Origin of the sequence: Massilia frigida, assembly GCF_011682175.1 — a bacterium.
Classification (GTDB): domain Bacteria; phylum Pseudomonadota; class Gammaproteobacteria; order Burkholderiales; family Burkholderiaceae_D; genus Telluria_A; species Telluria_A frigida.
The window spans coordinates 142,483-158,833 of the sequence record NZ_WHJG01000007.1; the positions used below are offsets into that span (position 1 = coordinate 142,483).

The window sequence follows — 16,351 nt, forward strand, 5'->3', positions numbered from 1 at the left end:
CAGCCGATTTGCAACTTTCGCTGCGACTACAGCGAAAATTCTTACTTTACGCAAATAAGCCGAATGAAATATGGTGCGCTGCCGCAAAATTTGAATAATGAATGAGTCTGTTTTGCAACAAATTTTCTCAACTACACATTACTAGTCGCGCAGCAACACCTTGAGGTCGAAAATACCGTGCGTGGGCGGCCCGATTCGCCCATCAGGCGATGCACCCGGTAAAATAGCGCCCTGCCCCGCTTTTGCCCACCCTGAACCACGAACGACTCTATGCTGCGAATTAACGAACTCAAACTCCCGCTCGACCATGCCGACGCCGACCTGCGCGAGGCGATCCTGGCGCGCCTGGGCATTGCCGGCGCCGACCTGCTCGGGTTCAGTGTGTTCAAGCGCAGCTACGACGCCAGGAAGCGCAGCGCCATCGTGCTGATCTACGCGGTCGATGCCGAACTGCGCGACGAAGCGGCGGTGCTGGCGCGCTTGCAGCATGACGCCCATGTGCTGCCCGCGCCCGACACCGGCTACACCTTCGTCGCCGGCGGCGAGCAATTGCAGGGCCACGACCGCAACGAGCGCCCGGTCGTGATCGGCACCGGCCCGTGCGGGCTGTTCGCGGCCCTGATCCTGGCCCAGATGGGCCTGCGCCCGCTGATCCTCGAACGCGGCAAGGTGGTGCGCGAGCGCACCGTCGACACCTTCGGCTTCTGGCGCAAGCGCGAGCTGAACCCGGAATCGAACGTCCAGTATGGCGAAGGCGGGGCCGGCACCTTTTCCGACGGCAAGCTGTACAGCCAGATCAAGGACCCCAAGCATTACGGCCGCAAGGTGCTGACCGAATTCGTCAAGGCTGGCGCGCCGGACGAGATCATGTACGTGAGCAAACCGCACATCGGCACCTTCCGCCTGGTCAAGATGGTCGAACAGATGCGCGAGAACATCATCGCGCTGGGCGGCGAATACCGTTTCGAGAGCAAGGTCAGCGATATCGAGGTCGAAGGCCTTGGCGAGGCGCGCCAGATCCGCGGCGTCACCCTGGCCAGCGGCGAACATATCCCCACCCGCCACGTGGTGCTGGCCATCGGCCACAGCGCGCGCGACACCTTCGAGATGCTGTACGAGCGCGGCGTGTATATTGAAGCGAAGCCGTTTTCGGTCGGTTTCCGGGTCGAGCACCCGCAGTCGCTGATCGACGCTTGCCGTTTCGGTCCGAACGCCGGCAACAAGATCCTCGGCGCGGCCGACTATAAACTGGTGCACCACGCCGCCAACGGCCGCTCGGTGTACAGCTTCTGCATGTGCCCGGGCGGCACGGTGGTCGCCGCCGCGTCCGAGCCGGGGCGCGTGGTCACCAACGGCATGAGCCAGTATTCGCGCAACGAGCGCAATGCCAACAGCGCCATCGTGGTCGGCATTACGCCGGCCGACTTTGTCGACAACCCGGGTCACCCGCTGGCAGGGATCGCCTTGCAGCGCCGCCTGGAAGAAGGCGCGTTCGCGCTCGGCGGCGGCACCTACGACGCGCCGGGGCAACTGATGGGCGATTTCGTCAAGGGCCGCGCCTCGACCGCCTTCGGTTCGGTGGTGCCGTCGTTCAAGCCGGCGGTGCACCTGACCGACCTGGCCACCGCCCTGCCCGACTACGCCATCATCGCCATGCGCGAAGCCTTCCCGGCGTTCGACAAGCAGATTCGCGGCTACTACCAGGAAGACGCGGTGCTGACCGGCGTGGAAACGCGCACCTCGTCGCCGATCCGCATCAAGCGGCGCGACGACAACCTGCAAAGCCTGAACACGCGCGGCCTGTTCCCGGCCGGCGAAGGCGCCGGCTACGCAGGCGGGATCTTGTCGGCGGCGGTCGATGGGATCAAGGTGGCGGAAGCGGTGGCGCTGTCGATGGCGGGGTAAGCAACGTCGGCCAGGCGCGCGACGGCCAGACCCAGCGCTGTCATTGGCAGAAATGACTTTCCGCTCCGGCCCGGTGTTTGATCAACTGCAAGCCTCAACCTAGCGTTGGCACCTGGCCCGGCTCAGGTAAAATCACCCAAGTGGATCAATCACAGGGGGAAATATGAAACCAGTGTTGAAGCATCTCACGTCCGAAGACGTGCGTCCGGCAAACAACGACCTCATTGCCCGCAAAGTCACGGTAGCGGTGGGTCTCTCGCCGGCCGCCACGCGACTTCTCCGCCAGTCGCGCTTCAGCCGCGAGGAGATTAACCGCGCATTCGCCGAAGCCCGCCGTGTCGTCAGCGCGACCTGATTGATGGCGGCGCCGCCCGTGGGCCGCTCAAGCCTGCCCCTGCCAACTGATGCGAGCATGCCTTGCCAGTATGTCTTGGAAGTGCGCGCGGGTCGTACGCCGAATGATCTTCAGCCAAAGCCCTACAGCCATCCCGATTTACGGAAACGGTAGTACAGATACCCGCACACGCTGACCATCACGCCCAGCGCGCCCACGTAGCCGAAATGCCATTTCAGTTCCGGCATGAACTCGAAGTTCATCCCCCACACGCCGGCGAATGCGGTAAACACCGCGAAGATCGCGGCCCATGCGGCCAGCCGTTTATTGACTTCGCCATCATCGATCGCCACCATCGACAGATTGACCTGGATCGCCGTGCCGATGGTGTCGCGGATGGTATCGAGCGCGCCGTTGATCCTTTGCAGGTGATCGTGCACATCGCGGAAGTATTCCTGGGTATCGCGGCAGAACGACGGCACCCGTCCGCCATGCAGCTTGCCGATGGCGTCAAGCAGCGGCGTGACCGCGTGGCGCAGCACCAGCACCTTGCGCTTGAGTTCATACAGGCGCTCGATGTTGGCGCGCTGCGAGCCGCGGATGAAAATCCGGTCTTCGATGGTTTCGAGTTCGGTTTCGAGCGCGTCGACCACCGGAAAATAACGGTCGACCACCGCATCCATCAGCGCATACAGCACAAACGACGAGCCCTTGCCCAGCAGGTGCGGTTCGCGTTCGGCGCGCGCACGCACGCCGAGAAAACCGCGCATGACATTGTTGCGCACCGAGAGCACGTAATTGTCGCCGACGAACATGGCCACCTGGCCCACGCTCATCTCATCGCCATCCATCTCGACCGTCTGTACCACCACGAACAGCGAATCGCCGTACTCCTCGATCTTGGGGCGCTGGTGGCCGCGCAGCGCGTCTTCCACCGCCAGTTCGTGCAGCCCGAATTCGTGCTGCATGACGGCCAGCTCGTCCGGCTGAGCGTCCTTCAGGGCCACCCACACGAAACAGTCGGATTTCTCGACGTAGTCGCTGATGGCCTCGACGGAAATGTCGGACAGCTTTTTGCCTTCCTGGTAGGCGACGCAGTTGATCAGCATGGAGGTTCCAACAATAAATTGGACAGAAGCTTACACCATGCCGCGCGCGGACGGGGGCACGCGCCCCGCCATGTCCCCTACTCGTCCTTGGCGCCGTCGATCCCGAGTTCGGCGATCTTGCGGGTGATGGTGTTGCGCCCGATCCCCAGGCGCACCGCCGCATCGTTCTTGCGCCCGTGCGTGTGCTTGAGCGCCGTCTTGATCAAGGCCGACTCGAACTGCCGTCCCAGCACATCCATCACCTCCGACTGGCCGGCCGCCAGCATGCTGGCCGCCTGCAGCTCCAGCAAGCCAATCCAGCCGCCGGCCGCGCCCAGCGCCGCCATGCCGGCGCCGCCCGCAAGCATGCCGGCGTGGCCGTTGGCCGGCAGCGCCGCACCCTCGCCCATGGCCGGCGGCAGCGCCGTATCGGCCCCGCCCTCCTGCGTCAGGTCGAGCGGCATGTCCTTGACGTCCACGGTCTGCCCGGGCGCCATCACGGTAATCCAGTTGCACAGGTTTTCCAGCTGGCGCACATTGCCCGGCAAATCGAGCCCGGTGAGGAAATGCAGTGCCGGATCGCTCATGCGCTTGGCCTCGACCCCGAGCTGGCGCGCGCTTTGCACCAGGAAGTGGCGCACCAAAAGGGGGATATCCTCGCGCCGCTCCCGCAAACTGGGCAGGCGCAGGCGGATCACGTTCAGGCGATGGTACAAGTCTTCGCGAAACAAGCCGTCGCGCACGCGCTGTTCCAGGTTCTGGTGGGTGGCCGTAATGACGCGCACATTGGCCTTCATCGGCTGGTGTCCGCCGACCCGGTAGAAGTGGCCGTCCGAGAGCACCCGCAGCAGGCGCGTTTGCAGGTCGAACGGCATGTCGCCGATTTCATCGAGGAACAGGGTGCCGTTTTCGGCCTGCTCGAAGCGGCCGCGCCGCGTGGTCTGGGCACCCGTGAAGGCGCCGCGCTCGTGGCCGAACAGTTCGGACTCCAGCAAATCCTTGGGAATCGCGGCCGTGTTCAAGGCGATGAAAGGCTGCTGCGCGCGCGGACTGTGCTTGTGCAGCGCGCGCGCGACCAGCTCCTTGCCGGTGCCCGATTCGCCCGTGATCAGCACCGTCACGTTCGACTGCGACAAGCGCCCGATGGCGCGGAACACTTCCTGCATGGCTGGCGCCTGGCCCAGGATTTCGGGGGTGTCGGTGGGGCCGGATTCGACGCTGGTCTCGCGCAGGCTTTCTTCAAGCGCGCGCCGGATCAGTTCCACCGCCTTGTCGATGTCGAACGGCTTGGCCAGGTATTCAAAGGCGCCGCCCTGGAAGGCGGCGACCGCCGAATCGAGGTCGGAAAACGCCGTGATGATAATCACCGGCAGGCCGGGATAGCTGGCCTTGACGGTTTGCAGCAGGTCCAGCCCCGACTCGCCCGGCATGCGGATGTCGGACACCAGCACTTGCGGCGTATCGAATTCGAGCGCGGCCATGGCATCGCGCGCGTTGGAAAAGCTTTTGGTCGCGAGGTTCTCGCGCGCCAGGGCTTTTTCAAGCACCCAGCGGATCGAGGCGTCGTCGTCGACTATCCAGATTGGTTTCATGTGTTCGCGCTTCCCCGCAATATGGATCTTCAATTGATGGGACCCGGATTGTCGAAGCTGATGCGCGGCTTATGGCAGCGGCAACAGGATCCTGAAATCCGTAAATCCAGGCCGGCTTTCGCACTCGATCACACCCATGTGCTGCTGCACGAAGGTCTGCGCCAGTGTCAGCCCCAGGCCGCTGCCGCCCTCCCGTCCCGATACCAGGGGATAGAAAATGCGGTCGCGGATCTGCGGCGGGATGCCCGGTCCATTGTCGATGATATGCAAGTCTAATGCCAGCCCGTAGCGCACCTTGGCCAGGGTCACCTGGCGCGCCACGCGGGTCTTGAAAACCAGTTCGGCGTCGCCCGCCACGATCCGCTCGGACAGGGCCTGGGCGGCATTGTGCGCGATATTGAGCACGGTCTGGATCAACTGTTCCTTGTCGCCCCTGAACTCGGGAATCGAGGCATCGTAATCGCGCCGGATGGCCAGCCCGGCCGGGAACTCGGCCAGGATCAGGCTGCGCACACGCTCGCACACTTCATGGATATTGACGTCGCCGACGATGTGCGGACGCCGGTGCGGCGCCAGCAGGCGGTCGACCAGGGTTTGCAGGCGGTCCGCTTCCTTGATGATCACCTGCGTGTATTCGCGCAGCTGGGTCAGGTGGCGCGCCGGCAGTTCGAGTTCGAGCAGCTGCGCCGCGCCGCGGATGCCGCCCAGCGGGTTCTTGATCTCGTGCGCCAGGTTGCGCACCAGTTCCTTGTTGACCTGGCTCTGGTCGAGGATGCGCTCTTCGCGGTCGAGTTTCAGCTGCTGGACGTTCTCGCGCAGCTCGATCACGATGCCCGATTCGCCCGCCTCGCTGACAATGCTGTGCACGTGCAGCGGTTCGCGTCCGCTGCGCTCCAGGGTCAGGTCCTGGCGCAGGTCGGCGTATTTATGGGCCAGCGCCTGCGCGCACAGATTGAGCAATTCCTCGGCGTTGAGGAACAGGGTATGCAGCTGCTGGCGTTGCAGGGCCCTGAGCGAGCTTTCCAGCAGATTCTCGGCGGCGGCATTGGCGAAGGTGATGGTGCCGCCGGCGTCGACCAGCAGCACGGCCGAGGCCAGCAGATCGAGGCCGGCCAGGGCCTCGCGCCGTGGCACGGAAGGCGCGGCCACGGTCATTTAATGTTTGAAATTTCGCGCCGCAGCGCTTCGATGTTCTTCTCGGCGCGCGCGATGTTGTCGGCCATCGACTGGACCCGCTCCTGGTACTTGGCGTAGTTTTTCTCGTTGCCCTGGCGTTCGGGCTCGCCCTTGTTGTACTCGCGTTTGAGTTCGGCCAGCTTCTTTTCTTCGGCGTGCAGTTCGTCGTTGAGGATCTGGCGCCGGTCGGCGTCGCGCGCGCGCTGCTCGCTGCCGCCCACCTTGGGAAAATCGGTCGGCGTGGTCACCGGCTTGGCCGGAGCGCTGCTCTTGCGCCCCGACGGCGCGGGAATATTGTTCGGCACGTCGAGCTGCTTGCAGCCCGGCTTGGGGTTGTCGGTCAACTCCTTGCGGCCACTGGCATCGACGCACAGATAGATGTCCGCCCGGGCCGGCAGCTGCGCGCCAAGGCCGGCGAGCAGCACCAGCGCCAGCAAAGGCGAACGCAGCGGTCGGTGCGGGCGAATTCGGGACATCCTCGTTATCATAAGCATCAGCGTTGTTTCACGGAATTCCGTGGAGTAATTAGATTCAACCGAATATACAACATCCAATGAAAAACGCGAGGAAAGCCGTGGCCTTCCTCGCGTTTTTATACCGGAGAGATACGTTTTGATGTCTCTCCGGCTACAGATACTGCATGTTGGCAATGCCTGCCAACCAAAAACAATTACAGCGAGTAGTACATGTCGAACTCGGCCGGGTGCGTGGTCATGCGCATGCGCTGCACGTCCTGCATTTTGAGTTCGATGTAGGCATCGATCATGCTGTTGCTGAAAACACCACCGCGTGTCAGGAACTCGCGGTCCTTGTTCAGGTTGTCGAGCGCTTCTTCCAGCGAGGAGCACACGGTCGGGATCAGCGCGTCTTCTTCCGGCGGCAGGTGGTACAGGTCTTTCGACGCTGCTTCGCCCGGATGGATCTTGTTGGCGATACCATCCAGGCCAGCCATCAGCAGCGCGGCGAAGCACAGGTACACGTTGGCCAGCGGATCCGGGAAGCGGGTCTCGATGCGGCGGCCTTTCGGGTTCGCCACGTGCGGGATGCGGATCGAGGCCGAACGGTTCTTGGCCGAATAAGCCAGTTTCACCGGCGCTTCGTAGCCAGGCACCAGGCGCTTGTACGAGTTGGTGCCCGGGTTGGTGATCGCGTTCAGGGCCTTGGCATGCTTGATGATGCCGCCGATGTAGAACAGCGCATCTTCCGACAGGCCGGCATAGCCGTCGCCGGCGAACAGGTTCTTGCCGTCTTTCCAGATCGACTGGTGCACGTGCATGCCCGAGCCGTTGTCGCCAACGATCGGTTTCGGCATGAAGGTGGCGGTCTTGCCATAGCTGTGGGCCACGTTCCAGACCACGTATTTCAGGTTCTGGGTCCAGTCGGCGCGCTCGACCAGGGTCGAGAAGCGGGTGCCGATTTCATTCTGGCCGGCGCCGGCCACTTCGTGGTGGTGCACTTCGACCGGGATGCCCAGTTCTTCGAGGATCAGGCACATTTCCGAGCGCATGTCCTGGAACGAATCGACTGGTGGCACCGGGAAGTAGCCGCCCTTGACGGTTGGACGGTGGCCGCTGTTGCCGCCTTCGGTCTTGGCATCGGTCGCCCACGACGATTCATCCGAATCGATCTTGACGAAGCAGCCCGACATGTCGATCTTCCAGCGCACGCTGTCGAAGATGAAGAATTCCGGCTCAGGGCCGAAGTAGGCGGTGTCGCCGATGCCGGTCGACTTGAGGTAGGCTTCGGCGCGCTTGGCGATCGAACGCGGATCGCGGTCGTAGCCCTTGCCGTCGGCCGGCTCGATGACGTCGCACTGCATGAACAGCGTGACTTCTTCCATGAACGGATCGATGTTGGCCGTGTTCGGGTCTGGCATGAGCAGCATGTCGGACGCTTCGATGCCCTTCCAGCCGGCGATCGACGAGCCGTCGAAAGCGTGGCCCGATTCAAATTTGTCGAGATCGAAGTGCGATACGGGAACCGTTACGTGCTGCTCTTTGCCACGCGTGTCGGCGAAGCGAAAGTCCACAAAGCGAACGTGCTTCTCTTTAACCATTTCCAAGACTTCTGCGGCCGTCATTGCCATGCGTATCTCTCCTAATATAAATGGGGGGTTGCCACCTCGGCGGCAAAACTCACAGGGATCATAGCAGAAAGCGTGCCAGCCAGACCATGCGGACCGAATGGCGCAGCAGCGTTGAAAATGCTGCCAAATATCACTAAACTCCGGAGTCCCTGTCACGGCGCCGGCGCGGGCGCCTGATCTGGATCGCACCACCTTGGTGCAAATCGCGCGGATTGCACCAAGTTGATGCACGATGCACCGAAAAGGGAAAAATGCCGCGCCGTGGTGCGCCGCTCCTATAATAATCGCAAACTTGACCGAGGAATACGCCATGAGTAACGCCGACACCCTGCTTGCCACCGCCCGCACCCGCGCGCCCGGCCAACCGTATGCGGGCGCGGTGACGCCGCAGGAAGCGTGGGAACTGCTGCAAAGCGACGCGCGCGTGCGGCTGGTGGACGTGCGTACCGACGCCGAGCGCGCGTGGGTCGGCAAGGTCGCCATTCCGGCGCAGCAGCACTGCGCCGTGCAATGGAGCACCTGGCCGGACGGCGCGCCCAATCCCGATTTCGTGCGGCAGCTCGAAGCGGTGGCGCAAAAGGATGAAGTGCTGCTGTTCCTGTGCCGCGCGGGCGTCAGGTCGCGCCACGCCGCACGGGTGGCGACGGAAAATGGCTATGCGCAGTCATTCGATATCCTGCAAGGCTTCGAGGGCGACAAGGATGCGGACGGTCACCGCAAGAGCGTCGGTGGCTGGTGCAAGGCCGGCTTGCCGTGGCTGGGGGCCTGATTTTTTAAAAGCTCACCGGCGCCAGCGGCGTTACGCGAGAGCACCCGGCGCGGATTGCGTAGCGCGGACTTGATCGTCGGCCACGGCGTTCTTCACCCGCTGGCGCACAAAATTGATATGGCTGCGCAGGCCATACAAGCCATCGGCAAATGCGAGCGGAATCGAAATCTGGTTGACCATTTCTTCGATCTCATCGAGCCGCTTTAACAGCCCCGCGCAAATGTCTGCCCGCTGTGCGCCTTGCGCCGCCTCCAGCTCCTGCTCCACCGTGCGCAGCTGCCCGTACCAGCGGTACACGCGCGAGCGAATCCGCCACACGTACAGCGGCGGCACCACCTTCGACAGCGGCAGCACCAGCGCCGCCAGCGCCACCACCACGACCCACATCCGGTCGAAGAAATTGGCCAGCCAGAAGCTCATGTAGCGCTGCAGCAGCGGTGCGCCATCCTTGTAGAACTTGGCCGCTTCGCGCGCCACCGGAATTTCGGTGTAGCGCGCCGACGGGAACTGCCCCTGCTGCTGGAACCAGCCGGTGCCGCCATGAATTTCGCTGGCCGCCTGCACGTACAAATCGATCAGCGCCGGATGCAAATCTTCACGCGCCACCAGCGTCGCTGTGGGTGCGATCAGATGGTAATCCTGGGCCGGGATGTCGCGCCCCACGTCGACGATCCCGCGCGGCAGCACCACGTGCGAGACGAACGGCAAGCGCCGTGAATAGGCTTCGGCCTGGGTGAAGTCGAACAGCTTGAAGCCCGGCGTTTGCAGCAGCATCTGCACCAGCGGCGCGTCCGGACCGGAGCTGAAGACCAGGCCATCGATGCGCCCTTCCAGCAGCTCCACCGTGCCCGGCGTGTTCTCCAGGGTGCCGATGGTCAGGTCGGCCGGCTCGACGCCGTTCAGCGCGAGCACCTGGCGAAACAGCTTGGGCACGCCGCTGCCTTCCGGTCCGAGGTTGATTTTCAAGCCCTTGAGCTGCGACAGCTGCGTGACTTTGGCATCCTCGCGCAGGAACAGCCAGACCGGTTCGGTGAACAGGCTGCCGATCGAGACCAGTCCCTTGCGCTGGGCTTCGGCCTGCTCGGTCGATCCGCTCTGGACGAAAGCGATATCGAGCTTGCCTTCATTGAGGTGCTGCAGGTTGTCCTGCGAGCCGAGGGAGCGCTGCAGGGTGACGGCGATGCCATGCTTGCCCAGTTTGGCGGCGTATTTTTTGCCGAACTCCTCGTAGGCGCTGTTTTCCTGTCCGGTGCCGAGCGTGACCCTGCGCGGCGGCGAGGGATCGACCAGGAAGTAAGCGACCGCGCACAGCGCGACAATGGTGAGGACGGTGGGGCCGGCGGTGGCAACCAGGTCGCGAAACGAGAACTGGGTAAACTTCCGGATTTTGGACATCGCACGTTGCAAAGGTTTCATGGAACGGTACGATGCCAACATTTGGCAAACTATGCAAGCGCAGGCGGAAATGAAGGGCATAAAACTAAGAGCCGTCGTTTCTGGCAGTGCCAGGAAGTCGTTTATGGCAGTGCCAGAAACGACGGCTCTCGATTTAGCGGTACCTGTCGACAGCCAAGCTCCCGGCGACCGTCACTTCATCAACGCACGCACTGCTTGGCCGTGCTGTCAGCAGGCGGCTCGATCATCGGCATCAGGGTCGGCGCCAGCACTGTCAGCAACTGCACCGGCAAGGCGCTGGTGAAGTCGTAGTCGGCCGACGACGGTCCGTGCACATACGCGGTCATGCTGCCAAAAAAGCGCTCGCCGATGTTGAAGACGAAGGTCGCCGAGCGGTTCACGTAACGCGATTCGATCAGCCGTCCACCAGCGCCATATACCTCGAAACGCTGGTCGCCGGTGCCCGTCTTGCCGCCTACCGCAATGATGCTGCCGTCAGCCATCTTGAAGGCGGTCTTGACGCGCTTGGCGGTACCGTCCGAAACCACGCCGCGAATCGCATCGGCCACCGCGCGCGCCACTTCCGGCGACAGAATCTGCTCGCCCGGCGCGCTCTTGGCCTGCTTGACCAGCGTTTCGTACGGCGTACCAGCGGCAAAATGCAGCGAGTCGATGCGCTGCACCGGCTTGCGCACGCCCTTGTTGACGATAATGCCCATCATCTCGGCCAGCGCCGCCGGACGGTCGGCCGACGCGCCCAGGGTGGTCGCATACGACGGCACCAGCGAGTCGAACGGATACCCCATCTTCTTCCACTGCGCATGGATCTTCAGGAACGCTTCGACTTCCAGCAAGCCCGCGATGCGGCGGTCCTGCGCATGCTTGCGGTGCGTGTTGAACAGCCATGCATACACTTCCTGGCGTTCCTTGACGCTGGCCGCCACCATGTCGGAGTAGGTGGCGTTCGGATTGGCGCGGAAGTAACCAACCAGCCACAGTTCGAGCGGGTGGATGGTGGCCAGGTAGCCGCGGTCGGCCAGCGACATGCTGCTTGGGGCGTACTGGTCGTACATGCGCGCGATGCGCTCGTCCGGCACTTCGTTGGCCGACACCAGGTTGTCCTTCACGAAGGCCGTGAACTGGGCCAGCGTGGCGTTCGGGGCAATGGTGCGGTGCACGTTGGCCAGCCGGGTCGGGGTCGGACGGAAGCTCGCGAGCAGCACTTTCTCGGCATCGGCCGCGTTCTTGCCCTTGTACTTGTTATAGAAGCGGCCAAGGAACTCGCGCCCTTCGCGGTCGGCGAAGCGGGCCAGGTATTCGGCGCGGCGCGGATCGTCGGCGTCGGCCAGCAGCGCCGCCGAGGAGCCGGGCAGCTGGAACATGTAGTAGCGCACCACGTCGCGCATCAGGCGCACGAATACCAGGTTGGTCGAGCTGCGCAGCGCCTGGCGCACGCTCATGATGCGCGTGTTATCGAGCTTGCTGAAGTTGCCGAAGGTGTGCATGCCGCCGCCGGTGAAAAAGCCTTCGGCCGGGCTGCCCGAGTAGGTGCGTTCGATCGCCGCTTCCAGCATGGCCGGCAGGTCGCGCGCGGCGCCGGCCGGCAGGGTCAGGAAGTATTCGATGCCCCACTGCGACAGCCGGTCCTTCGGATCGACCACCACCTTGCGCAGTTCCGCCGCACTCATGCCGTTAAAGCGCTGGTACAGCTGGTCGATGATGTCCATGTAGGTCACCAGGGTGCGCAGCTTGGCGGTCGAGCCCAGATCGAGCTTGGCGCCTTCGTTGATATCGAGCGGCTGGTCGTAGTTATCGGTCTGCACGCGCAGGTAGTTGGCTTTTTCGCCGCGTTCCATCAGCGTGAAGCTGTACACCACGTTGGCCGGGTCGCCGTTGCCCAGCATGCCCTTGCCGGTCAGGCCGGCCGCTTGCGCCGATTCGGCGTCGCGCAGCTTGCGCAGCATGGCGGTGACGGCTTTCTGGGCTTCCGAATCGAGCGTGCTGACCACCGACAGGTCGAGCCGGTCCAGGTTATACAGGCGCGCGTCGCCCAGCAAGCCCGCCAGGTGGGTACGCACCGCGTTCGAGGCCTTGCGCGAGACGAAGGCATTGGCCGCCGGCGGCGCCACGCCGGAACCCTTGGCCGGCTCCAGCTTGACGGCCAGCGCGGCGTCGCGCAGCTGCGGCGTGACCACGCCGGCCTGGGCCAGCACGCGCAAGTGGGTGTTGGTCAGGTTTTCGAGGTCGTTGGCGCCTGCGCCCAGGTAGTGGGCCGGACGGCGCTGGGCGATCATCAGCGACAGCGCCTGCTTGTAGACCAGCGCCGCGTCGGGCGAATGCGGTTCGTCTTTCAGCAGCTTGTTCATGGCCGTGAAATCGCGTCCGTACCAGACCCACATGCCGTCGCCGATGCCGTTGACTTCACCGTAGCCGAGTTTGGCCGACAGCGGCACCGTGTTCAGGTAGTCGATGACGATCTGGCGCCGGGCGCGGGTGGTGTCTTCGCCGTACTGGTAGGCGCGCAAGGTGGCCGACACCATCTGGCGCGCTTTTTCCGACAGCGAGCTGGTACGGCCATCCGGCGAATGGCGGTATTTTTCGATCTGGGTGGCCAGCGTGCTGCCGCCGGCCGAACGCTTGTCGCCGCCGCTGAACACGTGCAGCGACTTGTCGAAGACGGCCTTGCTGAAGCGGTCCCACTCGACGGCGGGATTGCGTTTCGGGTAGCTCGGGTCGAGCAGTTCGCGGTTTTCGATGAACAGCAGGCTCTTGACCAGCGAGGACGGCGCATCGTCGAACTTTTCGTAGAAACGCTCGGGGTAGCGCGCCAAAAACAGCGGCCCGCTGCGGCAGTCGAGGATTTCGAGGCCGACCTTGGTCTTTTCGCGGTAGGTCGCGAACAGGCCCTGGTCGGCCAGTTCCACCATCTTGGGCGACAGGCGTGCCTGCGAATCGATCATGAAGTCGCGCGTCTTGAGCTTGGCCAGGTAGTCGGGCATGTTGGCGTAGCCGAGCCGCTCGTCGTACGGGCTGTCGTGCGGGAAGCGGATGTTGGTGCTCGGCCCTTTCTCGACCTTGTAGCTGATCTTCCTGGCGATGCCGGCAAAGTACTTGGCCTGCATCGACGAGGTGCGCACTTCATCGAGCACCCACCAGACGCCGGCGCCGAGCAAGACCAATAACAACAGCCACAGGACCAGTTTGATGCGGCTGCGGCGGCGCGGCGGGGTGCCTTGCGGCTCGGTGTCGGGTTCTGGAGTGGGCAAGGTGTCGGTGTCGGTTTCTGTTTCGGTATACATGTCTGAGGCGCCGGCGGCGCCGTCGGGTACGAGGGAGAGGTGGGGATGCGGCGCTGCCGTGCCGTCGTCCTGCTCGGGCGGCACCTGGCCGGGTTGGATCAACGCTGCGCGGGCGCGCAATTTGCGCACCGCGCTGGCAACGATGCGGGGCCGTCGAAAACGACGATTACTTTCCATGATGGCTCAACCGGTTCAAATCAATCGTACCTGCAATCACCGCATCAACCTTCGCCATCGTGCAACGGGTCGCTTCGTGTAATCGGGTGGTCAATCGCATTCCTGTGGTATTAAAAATTCATTCGTTAAATTCTCACTGAAATCTCACGCGAGATCGAGTGATGCACGGTTACCATTCCACCACATCGGGTGACCGTGGCGAAGGCATGTTCAAGAAAACTTGATCTGGCCGTTTGTTTTTCGCAAAAAAACAACGGCTCAGGGCGCCACGCAAAAGGCTTGCCACAAAAGGCGTCACACGCCGCTCACGCCCGGGCCTCGCACTGGGCGAATTCGATCTGCATGCGGGTCAGCTGCGCGCACATGTCGGCGAAGGCCGACGCGGTCAGGGCCGGCTCGCCTTTCACGCCCAGTTCGATGTGGCCGCGCGTGAGCGCGTCGCCCACGCTCGGCAGGCTGAATACCTTGACCGGGGCGTAGTCCGCTTCGAGCGCTTCCATCAGCGGGGTGAGGGTCGACTCCATCGAGCCGTACACCAGCACCGATTGCTCGCTGTGCGGCTGGCGGTTGAACAGGTGGCTGTAGCAGTTGTCGAGCACCCAGGCGATCATCGGCCAGGCCATCACCGGAAAGCCCGGCACGAAGTGGTGGGTGCCGAGCGTGAAACCGGCGATCTTGTTGTAGGCGTTGGGGATCAGCGAGGCGCCTTGCGGGAACTCGGCCATTTTGAGGCGGTGCAGGTTTTCCGGGGAATTGAGGTCGGCCGTGGTGCCGGCATCGCGTGCCATGTCGCCGATGCGCTCTTCGATGTTGGCCCGCCCCTGCGCATGCAGCGCCAGCGGCACGCCGAGCGCCGTGGCGGCGCACTGGCGCGTGTGGTCGTCCGGGGTGGCGCCGATGCCGCCGCACGAAAACACGATGTCGCCGCTGGCCATGGTGCGTTTCAGGGTGGCGCTGATGCGCGCCGGATCATCGCCCAGGACCTCGGCCCAGTCCAGCTTGAGGCCGCGTTCGGCGAGCAGCTCCAGCACCTTGGGAAAGTGCTGGTCGCGCCGCTTGCCCGACAGGATTTCGTCGCCGATGATGATCAAACCGATGGCCATGTGTTTCTCCGTTATTGCAAAAGTGGGCAGTGTGCCATGAAAGCACCTCAGGCAGGGGGCGCTGCGCCGGGTGCGCCGGCCGGGGCCGCGGCGGGCGCCGCAGCGTCCGCCGCCGGCGGCTCCTGTGCGGCGCGCAGGTCGGCCAGCGCCTGCATGCAGTAGTACTGGAACCACAGCGCGGTAAAGACGAAGATCAGGACATACAGCCAGATCGAGATCGCCGCGAGGAAGGGAAACAGCAGCACCGACATGAGCGCGCCGCCGATCCAGACGATGCCCGGCAAGGCGCCGATGAAGCCCGAAACGACGCCGATCAGCGCCAGCTGCGGACGGTGGCGGCGCCGCAGTTCCTTCAGTTCGTCGGCGCTGGCGTAGTCTTCCAGCGCGTCGTAGACCAACACGCGCGCGGTCAGCCAGCCCCACAGGACCACCTGCACCAGCACCGCCAGCGGCGGGAAGACGTACAGCGGCAGGGTCAGTATCCAGACCGCCAGGAACAGCACGGCGCTGCCGACGTTGATGGCGATGCCGGCCATGAAGCTGCCGCCGTGCTTTTGTTCGAGAGTGCTGAAGTGGCGCGCGGCGACGTGCCGGGTGATGGGCGGCATGGCGGCCACGCCCATGAACACGATCGCCGTCAGGATCATCAGCGGCAGCAGCAGGAGCATGGCGATCAGCGGCACGATCATGGTTTTCAGCGTGCCCATGCCGAACGAACCCAGCATGCCGCTGCTGGTCTTGAACCAGTCGTTGGACTGGAACAGGCCCTGGACATAGTCGAGCAGCGGCTGGAAGCCGAAAGCCAGCAGCGCGGCCCACAGGACCACCGACAGCACGAAGGGAATCACCGTCAGCAGCAGCATCTTGGGGTTGGCTTGCGACACCAGGGCGCGGCGGTAGGCGGTGGCGACGGGGCGCCAGGGAGTCTTGGTCATGGAAAGCGGCCGGATGTAGTCAAAAAGTCCACGCAGTGTAGCGCGCTTTGGACGCGTGCGGGGCGGGCGTCAATAGCGCTTTGACACGTCATGCACTACAATCGCCAATCACACCGATTTATCAAGGAAAACCATGTCCACTATCACTACCGATTCCGGCCTCCAGTACGAAGACACCACCGTTGGCGAAGGCGCCGAAGCGAAAGCCGGCCAGCACGTCACCGTCCATTACACCGGCTGGCTGCGCAACGACGACGGCAGCGCCGGCGCCAAGTTCGACTCCAGCAAGGACCGCAACGACCCGTTCCAGTTTTCGCTGGGCGCCGGCCAGGTTATCAAGGGCTGGGATGAAGGCGTGCAGGGCATGAAGGTCGGCGGCGCGCGTCGCCTGACGATCCCGGCCAGCCTCGGTTACGGCGCGCGCGGCGCGGGCGGCGTGATTCCGCCGAACGCCACGCTGATTTTCGACGTCGAACTGCTCAAGGTTTAAGC

The 16,351-nt window shown here is 63.7% G+C and carries 13 protein-coding genes; 4 read left to right on the forward strand and 9 right to left on the reverse strand.

Annotated elements, in window-relative coordinates; all coding sequences use genetic code 11:
• The first annotated feature begins 270 nt into the window (after positions 1 to 270).
• On the forward strand, positions 271 to 1,905 hold the full coding sequence (locus F2P44_RS09555) for an NAD(P)/FAD-dependent oxidoreductase (protein WP_167086467.1): 1,635 nt from the start codon (positions 271 to 273) through the stop codon (positions 1,903 to 1,905).
• 163 nt (positions 1,906 to 2,068) lie between these two features.
• Positions 2,069 to 2,260, forward strand: coding sequence for a hypothetical protein (locus F2P44_RS09560; RefSeq protein ID WP_167086468.1), 192 nt, complete (start codon positions 2,069 to 2,071; stop codon positions 2,258 to 2,260).
• Between the two features lie 122 nt (positions 2,261 to 2,382).
• Here the strand turns inward: F2P44_RS09560 and corA are convergent, their stop codons facing one another.
• The 5 genes from corA to glnA all read right to left on the reverse strand — a co-directional run bounded on the left by corA (position 2,383) and on the right by glnA (position 8,181).
• Positions 2,383 to 3,348 carry a magnesium/cobalt transporter CorA gene (gene corA / locus F2P44_RS09565; RefSeq protein WP_167086469.1) on the reverse strand — a complete coding sequence of 322 codons (966 nt, stop codon included), beginning with the start codon at positions 3,346 to 3,348 and terminating at the stop codon, positions 2,383 to 2,385.
• A 77-nt stretch (positions 3,349 to 3,425) separates the two neighbouring features.
• Positions 3,426 to 4,919 carry a nitrogen regulation protein NR(I) gene (gene ntrC, locus F2P44_RS09570; RefSeq protein ID WP_167086470.1) on the reverse strand — a complete coding sequence of 498 codons (1,494 nt, stop codon included), beginning with the start codon at positions 4,917 to 4,919 and terminating at the stop codon, positions 3,426 to 3,428.
• A gap of 69 nt (positions 4,920 to 4,988) precedes the next feature.
• Positions 4,989 to 6,068: a nitrogen regulation protein NR(II) gene (gene glnL / locus F2P44_RS09575; RefSeq protein WP_370662660.1), complete on the reverse strand. Its 1,080-nt coding sequence runs from the start codon at positions 6,066 to 6,068 to the stop codon at positions 4,989 to 4,991.
• A gap of 2 nt (positions 6,069 to 6,070) precedes the next feature.
• Positions 6,071 to 6,571 (reverse strand): DUF4124 domain-containing protein, encoded by a 501-nt coding sequence (locus F2P44_RS09580; RefSeq protein WP_229423474.1) that lies wholly within the window; start codon positions 6,569 to 6,571, stop codon positions 6,071 to 6,073.
• Between the two features lie 194 nt (positions 6,572 to 6,765).
• The gene (glnA, locus tag F2P44_RS09585; protein ID WP_167086472.1) at positions 6,766 to 8,181 is read right to left on the reverse strand and encodes a type I glutamate--ammonia ligase; all 1,416 of its coding nucleotides are present in this window, start codon (positions 8,179 to 8,181) and stop codon (positions 6,766 to 6,768) included.
• 310 nt (positions 8,182 to 8,491) lie between these two features.
• On the opposite strand from glnA, the gene F2P44_RS09590 reads away from it, so the two are divergent.
• The gene (locus F2P44_RS09590; protein ID WP_167086473.1) at positions 8,492 to 8,950 is read left to right on the forward strand and encodes a rhodanese-like domain-containing protein; all 459 of its coding nucleotides are present in this window, start codon (positions 8,492 to 8,494) and stop codon (positions 8,948 to 8,950) included.
• Positions 8,951 to 8,980: 30 nt separating this feature from the next.
• Here the strand turns inward: F2P44_RS09590 and F2P44_RS09595 are convergent, their stop codons facing one another.
• From F2P44_RS09595 to F2P44_RS09610, 4 genes are all read right to left on the reverse strand, one after another.
• Positions 8,981 to 10,345: a TAXI family TRAP transporter solute-binding subunit gene (locus F2P44_RS09595; RefSeq protein ID WP_167086474.1), complete on the reverse strand. Its 1,365-nt coding sequence runs from the start codon at positions 10,343 to 10,345 to the stop codon at positions 8,981 to 8,983.
• A 200-nt stretch (positions 10,346 to 10,545) separates the two neighbouring features.
• Positions 10,546 to 13,644 carry a transglycosylase domain-containing protein gene (locus F2P44_RS09600; RefSeq protein ID WP_167086567.1) on the reverse strand — a complete coding sequence of 1,033 codons (3,099 nt, stop codon included), beginning with the start codon at positions 13,642 to 13,644 and terminating at the stop codon, positions 10,546 to 10,548.
• A 482-nt stretch (positions 13,645 to 14,126) separates the two neighbouring features.
• The gene (locus F2P44_RS09605) at positions 14,127 to 14,924 is read right to left on the reverse strand and encodes a competence/damage-inducible protein A (protein ID WP_167086475.1); all 798 of its coding nucleotides are present in this window, start codon (positions 14,922 to 14,924) and stop codon (positions 14,127 to 14,129) included.
• A 47-nt stretch (positions 14,925 to 14,971) separates the two neighbouring features.
• Positions 14,972 to 15,859: an EI24 domain-containing protein gene (locus F2P44_RS09610; RefSeq protein WP_167086476.1), complete on the reverse strand. Its 888-nt coding sequence runs from the start codon at positions 15,857 to 15,859 to the stop codon at positions 14,972 to 14,974.
• Between the two features lie 133 nt (positions 15,860 to 15,992).
• Here F2P44_RS09610 and F2P44_RS09615 point away from each other — a divergent pair, with 133 nt between their 5' ends.
• Entirely contained in the window at positions 15,993 to 16,349 is a 357-nt protein-coding gene (locus F2P44_RS09615) for an FKBP-type peptidyl-prolyl cis-trans isomerase (protein ID WP_167086477.1), read from the forward strand.
• The last annotated feature ends 2 nt before the right edge of the window (positions 16,350 to 16,351 follow it).

Excerpts from the sequence above, each read along its gene's own strand:
- F2P44_RS09615 (WP_167086477.1), top strand. The coding sequence starts at position 15,993 with ATGTCCACTATCACTACCGATTCCGGCCTCCAGTACGAAGACACCACC.
- F2P44_RS09580 (WP_229423474.1), bottom strand. The coding sequence starts at position 6,571 with ATGTCCCGAATTCGCCCGCACCGACCGCTGCGTTCGCCTTTGCTGGCG.
- F2P44_RS09610 (WP_167086476.1), bottom strand. The coding sequence starts at position 15,859 with ATGACCAAGACTCCCTGGCGCCCCGTCGCCACCGCCTACCGCCGCGCC.
- glnA (WP_167086472.1), bottom strand. The coding sequence starts at position 8,181 with ATGGCAATGACGGCCGCAGAAGTCTTGGAAATGGTTAAAGAGAAGCAC.
- ntrC (WP_167086470.1), bottom strand. The coding sequence starts at position 4,919 with ATGAAACCAATCTGGATAGTCGACGACGACGCCTCGATCCGCTGGGTG.
- F2P44_RS09590 (WP_167086473.1), top strand. The coding sequence starts at position 8,492 with ATGAGTAACGCCGACACCCTGCTTGCCACCGCCCGCACCCGCGCGCCC.
- F2P44_RS09600 (WP_167086567.1), bottom strand. The coding sequence starts at position 13,644 with ATGTATACCGAAACAGAAACCGACACCGACACCTTGCCCACTCCAGAA.
- F2P44_RS09605 (WP_167086475.1), bottom strand. The coding sequence starts at position 14,924 with ATGGCCATCGGTTTGATCATCATCGGCGACGAAATCCTGTCGGGCAAG.
- F2P44_RS09595 (WP_167086474.1), bottom strand. The coding sequence starts at position 10,345 with ATGTCCAAAATCCGGAAGTTTACCCAGTTCTCGTTTCGCGACCTGGTT.
- corA (WP_167086469.1), bottom strand. The coding sequence starts at position 3,348 with ATGCTGATCAACTGCGTCGCCTACCAGGAAGGCAAAAAGCTGTCCGAC.
- F2P44_RS09560 (WP_167086468.1), top strand. The coding sequence starts at position 2,069 with ATGAAACCAGTGTTGAAGCATCTCACGTCCGAAGACGTGCGTCCGGCA.
- F2P44_RS09555 (WP_167086467.1), top strand. The coding sequence starts at position 271 with ATGCTGCGAATTAACGAACTCAAACTCCCGCTCGACCATGCCGACGCC.